A 5387-nucleotide genomic window follows, 5' to 3' on the forward strand; every position below is an offset into this window, starting at 1 on the left:
TTGTGGATTATACCTGTCGCACGCCACCATGCAAGCGCCAGCTTGCTCGCACCTCGCTAAGTGCTGAAATTTTCAGCATTGCATACAGCGATGTGTAACCTTTGTCACACTCCAGGCACCCCGCCCTGCCATGCTCTACACTTCCCAAACAACACCAGAGAAGGACCAAAAAATGTCGATGATAAAAAGCTATGCCGCAAAAGAAGCGGGCGGAGAACTGGAAGTTTATGAGTACGATCCCGGTGAGCTGAGGCCACAAGATGTTGAAGTGCAGGTGGATTACTGCGGGATCTGCCATTCCGATCTGTCGATGATCGATAACGAATGGGGATTTTCACAATATCCGCTGGTTGCCGGGCATGAGGTGATTGGGCGCGTGGTGGCACTCGGGAGCGCCGCGCAGGATAAAGGTTTGCAGGTCGGTCAGCGTGTCGGGATTGGCTGGACGGCGCGTAGCTGTGGTCACTGCGACGCCTGTATTAGCGGTAATCAGATCAACTGCGAGCAAGGTGCGGTGCCGACGATTATGAATCGCGGTGGCTTTGCCGAGAAGTTGCGTGCGGACTGGCAATGGGTGATTCCACTGCCAGAAAATATTGATATCGAGTCCGCCGGGCCGCTGTTGTGCGGCGGTATCACGGTCTTTAAACCACTGTTGATGCACCATATCACTGCTACCAGCCGCGTTGGGGTAATTGGTATTGGCGGGCTGGGGCATATCGCTATAAAACTTCTGCACGCAATGGGATGCGAGGTGACAGCCTTTAGTTCTAATCCGGCGAAAGAGCAGGAAGTGCTGGCGATGGGTGCCGATAAAGTGGTGAATAGCCGCGATCCGCAGGCACTGAAAGCACTGGCGGGGCAGTTTGATCTCATTATCAACACCGTCAACGTCAGCCTCGACTGGCAGCCCTATTTTGAGGCGCTGACCTATGGCGGTAATTTCCATACGGTCGGTGCGGTTCTCACGCCGCTGTCTGTTCCGGCCTTTACGTTAATTGCGGGCGATCGCAGCGTCTCTGGTTCTGCTACCGGCACGCCTTATGAGCTGCGTAAGCTGATGCGTTTTGCCGCCCGCAGCAAGGTTGCGCCGACCACCGAACTGTTCCCGATGTCGAAAATTAACGACGCCATCCAGCATGTGCGCGACGGTAAGGCGCGTTACCGCGTGGTGTTGAAAGCCGATTATTGAAAATCATTCGCAGCGCTGATCTGAGGCGCTGCCCTCTTTCGCACATATTCTGTTTTGTCGTATCGCCAGCACAGCCTGCCGACATTGTTCGGTGACATTGGCAATATCATGGTTGATATCAATGCGCACAATATCCTGTTCATCTGCTTGTGGACGCTCCAGTGCCTCAAACTGACTTTTTAGTAACGCTACCGGCATAAAATGCCCAGCCCGACGCTGCATTCGCGCGAGAATAGTTTCATAGTCGCCATCTAACCAGAGGAAATGAACATGGGGGCTACCCTTGCGTAAAATATCACGATACTGTTTTTTTAATGATGAACAGACAATAAATCCTGTTTCATTCTTTTTATAAAGACTGTATGAAGCATCATTTAAGCGTTCCAGCCAGGGAAGTCGATCTTCATCAGATAATGGAATACCCTGCGACATTTTATCTATATTTTTGGCTGGATGAAGATCGTCACCATCAATAAATTTAGCAGATAATAACGCGGCAACCTTGCTACCAATTAATGTTTTACCACTCCCTGAAACGCCCATCAAAATAAAGCTTTCACCCGCCATTTAAAATCTCCTGAATCATCTTACCTGCTGCGATACTACGCCTGGCGGCATAATAATTTCACGTTTTTTTATTTCTACTGATAAGAATTACAAGGCACATCACGTTATGCGTAACATAGTAATGTAACAATTTTCTGACGTGATCTTCATCACAAATAATGACAGTTAAAACCGCTTAAATGCTTCCGAGGTGTCTACCTGACCAGTGAGGAATTTATGCAAGTGAAAACACAGTCCTGCGTTGTTGCGGGCAAGAAAACTGTTGCCGTTACCGAGCAGACGATAGATTGGAATAATAATGGAACATTAGTACAAATAACCCGAGGTGGAATTTGCGGTTCCGATTTACATTATTATCAGGAAGGAAAAGTAGGTAATTTCATGATAAAGGCACCGATGGTGTTAGGTCATGAAGTTATCGGTAAAGTTATTCATAGCGACTCATCAGAATTACATGAAGGGCAAACGGTAGCCATTAATCCGTCTAAACCGTGCGGTCACTGCAAATACTGCATTGAACATAACGAGAATCAGTGTACAGATATGCGTTTTTTTGGCAGTGCCATGTATTTCCCTCATGTTGATGGTGGTTTTACCCGTTATAAAATGGTCGAAACGTCGCAATGTGTCCCTTATCCGGCCAAAGCTGACGAAAAGGTTATGGCTTTTGCCGAACCTTTAGCCGTCGCGATTCATGCCGCACATCAGGCCGGCGAGTTACAGGGCAAGCGAGTATTTATTTCCGGTGTTGGACCCATTGGCTGCCTGATTGTCAGTGCAGTGAAAACACTGGGGGCCGCGGAAATTGTCTGTGCTGATGTGAGTCCCCGTTCCCTTTCGCTGGGCAAAGAGATGGGGGCGGATGTGCTCGTAAACCCACAACACGACGACATGGATCACTGGAAAGCGGAAAAAGGCTATTTCGATGTCAGCTTTGAAGTGTCCGGTCATCCTTCATCAGTGAATACCTGTCTGGAGGTCACTCGTGCACGCGGCGTAATGGTGCAGGTAGGTATGGGAGGCGCGATGGCAGAATTCCCAATGATGACGTTGATTGGTAAGGAGATTTCACTCAGAGGCTCTTTCCGTTTTACCAGCGAATTTAATACCGCAGTGTCATGGCTGGCGAATGGCGTTATCAATCCACTGCCTTTACTGAGTGCTGAATATCCCTTCACTGACCTGGAAGAGGCGCTACGTTTCGCCGGTGATAAAACCCAGGCAGCAAAAGTCCAGCTTGTTTTCTAAGAGATAAATAAAGGAATAATACAATGAACGATCTATTTTCACTGGCAGGAAAAAATATCTTGATTACCGGTTCAGCACAGGGCATTGGCTTTTTACTGGCAACCGGCCTGGGTAAATATGGCGCACAAATAATTATTAATGATATTACTGCCGAACGCGCAGAACTTGCTGTAGAAAAACTCCACCAGGAGGGTATTCAGGCCGTTGCCGCACCTTTTAATGTTACTCATAAACATGAAATTGATGCCGCCGTTGAACATATCGAAAAGGACATCGGCCCCATTGATGTGCTGGTGAATAACGCCGGTATCCAGCGCCGTCATCCTTTTACTGAGTTCCCTGAACAAGAGTGGAATGATGTGATCGCAGTAAACCAGACCGCCGTGTTCCTGGTATCGCAAGCGGTAACTCGTCACATGGTTGAACGCAAGGCAGGTAAAGTTATTAATATTTGCTCGATGCAAAGCGAACTGGGACGTGACACCATCACCCCTTATGCCGCATCGAAAGGGGCGGTAAAAATGCTCACCCGCGGCATGTGCGTCGAGCTGGCGCGCCACAATATTCAGGTCAACGGTATTGCGCCGGGCTATTTCAAAACAGAAATGACTAAAGCACTGGTTGAGGACGAAGCCTTCACCGCCTGGTTGTGCAAACGGACCCCCGCCGCACGCTGGGGAGATCCGCAGGAACTGATTGGTGCTGCGGTGTTCCTTTCTTCAAAAGCCTCTGATTTCGTAAACGGCCACCTGTTGTTTGTTGATGGCGGCATGTTAGTGGCTGTTTAACAGCCCCCCCCTACGTGCAGCGCGAAAGCGCTGCTTTTCTGGCACTAATAAGAGATAAAGACTATGCCATTAATCATTATTGCGGCAGGCGTCGCGCTGCTTCTTATCCTGATGATCGTCTTTAAAGTTAACGGCTTTATTGCCCTCGTTCTGGTAGCTGCCGTCGTCGGATTTGCCGAAGGGATGGATGCACAGGCCGTCCTGCACTCTATACAAAATGGTATCGGCAGCACGCTCGGCGGGCTGGCAATGATCCTCGGTTTCGGGGCCATGTTAGGCAAGCTGATTTCTGATACGGGTGCGGCACAACGTATCGCCACTACGCTGATTGCTACTTTTGGTAAAAAACGCGTGCAATGGGCGCTAGTGATCACCGGTCTGGTTGTGGGCCTCGCCATGTTTTTTGAAGTGGGTTTTGTCCTGCTGTTGCCGTTGGTATTTACCATCGTAGCATCATCAGGATTACCCCTGTTGTATGTTGGCGTACCAATGGTAGCAGCGCTCTCTGTAACCCACTGTTTTCTGCCGCCACATCCAGGGCCTACTGCCATCGCGACTATCTTTGAGGCTAATCTCGGAACGACTTTACTGTATGGATTTATCATTACCATTCCGACAGTTATTGTCGCAGGACCGCTGTTTTCTAAACTGCTAACTCGCTTTGAGAAAGCACCACCGGAAGGCTTATTTAATCCTCATCTGTTTAGCGAAGAGGAGATGCCCTCCTTCTGGAACAGTATTTTCGCTGCCGTGATCCCGGTCATCCTGATGGCTATCGCCGCCGTTTGTGAAATTACGTTACCGAAAACTAACACCGTGCGCCTCTTCTTTGAATTTGTCGGTAACCCTGCCGTTGCGCTGTTTATTGCCATTGTTATTGCGATTTTCACACTGGGCCGACGTAATGGACGCACCATCGAGCAAATCATGGATATCATTGGGGATTCTATAGGCGCTATCGCGATGATTGTGTTTATTATCGCTGGCGGCGGCGCGTTTAAGCAGGTATTAGTAGATAGCGGTGTCGGGCACTATATTTCACACTTAATGACCGGAACTACACTTTCGCCGTTATTGATGTGCTGGACTGTTGCGGCGCTGTTGCGTATCGCTCTGGGCTCTGCCACCGTCGCGGCCATTACCACCGCGGGTGTGGTGTTGCCGATTATCAACGTTACCCATGCCGATCCCGCTTTAATGGTACTGGCAACCGGTGCGGGCAGCGTGATCGCGTCACACGTAAACGACCCTGGCTTCTGGCTATTTAAAGGGTATTTTAATCTGACGGTTGGTGAAACGTTGCGTACCTGGACGGTGATGGAAACCCTTATTTCTATTATGGGTTTGCTGGGCGTGTTAGCCATTAACGCCGTATTGCACTGAAAGAATAAAATATTGTGATGTAGTTTCGGGGGAAGATTGAAGATTCCCCCGACGTTGGGAGAAGTTATGCGCAATCACAGAATTTCTTTACAGGATATCGCTACGCTGGCTGGCGTAACAAAAATGACCGTGAGTCGTTATATCCGCTCGCCGAAAAAGGTGGCAAAGGAAACAGGCGAGCGCATCGCCAAAATTATGGAAGAGATCAA

Annotated in this window: 6 protein-coding genes; 5 read left to right on the top strand and 1 reads right to left on the bottom strand. The window is 49.2% G+C overall.

The features are described 5' to 3' along the window. Positions 1-172 precede the first annotated feature (172 nt). Positions 173-1192, top strand: a complete 1020-nt coding sequence (gene ahr / locus RTW80_RS22145) for an NADPH-dependent aldehyde reductase Ahr (RefSeq protein ID WP_001318460.1) — start codon at positions 173-175, stop codon at positions 1190-1192. Positions 1193-1195: 3 nt separating this feature from the next. Here the strand turns inward: ahr and idnK are convergent, their stop codons facing one another. Further along, entirely contained in the window at positions 1196-1759 is a 564-nt protein-coding gene (idnK, locus tag RTW80_RS22150; RefSeq protein WP_000896738.1) for a gluconokinase, read from the bottom strand. Positions 1760-1975: 216 nt separating this feature from the next. Here idnK and idnD point away from each other — a divergent pair, with 216 nt between their 5' ends. From idnD to RTW80_RS22170, 4 genes are all read left to right on the top strand, one after another. Next, positions 1976-3007: an L-idonate 5-dehydrogenase gene (idnD, locus tag RTW80_RS22155; protein ID WP_312720200.1), complete on the top strand. Its 1032-nt coding sequence runs from the start codon at positions 1976-1978 to the stop codon at positions 3005-3007. 23 nt (positions 3008-3030) lie between these two features. After that, entirely contained in the window at positions 3031-3795 is a 765-nt protein-coding gene (gene idnO, locus RTW80_RS22160; protein WP_000998695.1) for a gluconate 5-dehydrogenase, read from the top strand. Between the two features lie 63 nt (positions 3796-3858). Then, the gene (idnT, locus tag RTW80_RS22165; protein ID WP_001128347.1) at positions 3859-5178 is read left to right on the top strand and encodes a gnt-II system L-idonate transporter; all 1320 of its coding nucleotides are present in this window, start codon (positions 3859-3861) and stop codon (positions 5176-5178) included. A 66-nt stretch (positions 5179-5244) separates the two neighbouring features. Continuing rightward, positions 5245-5387: LacI family DNA-binding transcriptional regulator (locus RTW80_RS22170; protein ID WP_312720203.1), on the top strand; the 143-nt coding region annotated here is incomplete at its 3' end.

Source organism: Escherichia sp. AM3, from assembly GCF_032029835.1.
In the GTDB taxonomy this organism is placed as follows: Bacteria; Pseudomonadota; Gammaproteobacteria; order Enterobacterales; family Enterobacteriaceae; genus Escherichia; species Escherichia coli.

Bases quoted from the DNA above. Each gene is read 5' to 3' on its own strand.
- ahr (WP_001318460.1), top strand. From the start codon at position 173: ATGTCGATGATAAAAAGCTATGCCGCAAAAGAAGCGGGCGGAGAACTG.
- idnK (WP_000896738.1), bottom strand. From the start codon at position 1,759: ATGGCGGGTGAAAGCTTTATTTTGATGGGCGTTTCAGGGAGTGGTAAA.
- idnD (WP_312720200.1), top strand. From the start codon at position 1,976: ATGCAAGTGAAAACACAGTCCTGCGTTGTTGCGGGCAAGAAAACTGTT.
- idnO (WP_000998695.1), top strand. From the start codon at position 3,031: ATGAACGATCTATTTTCACTGGCAGGAAAAAATATCTTGATTACCGGT.
- idnT (WP_001128347.1), top strand. From the start codon at position 3,859: ATGCCATTAATCATTATTGCGGCAGGCGTCGCGCTGCTTCTTATCCTG.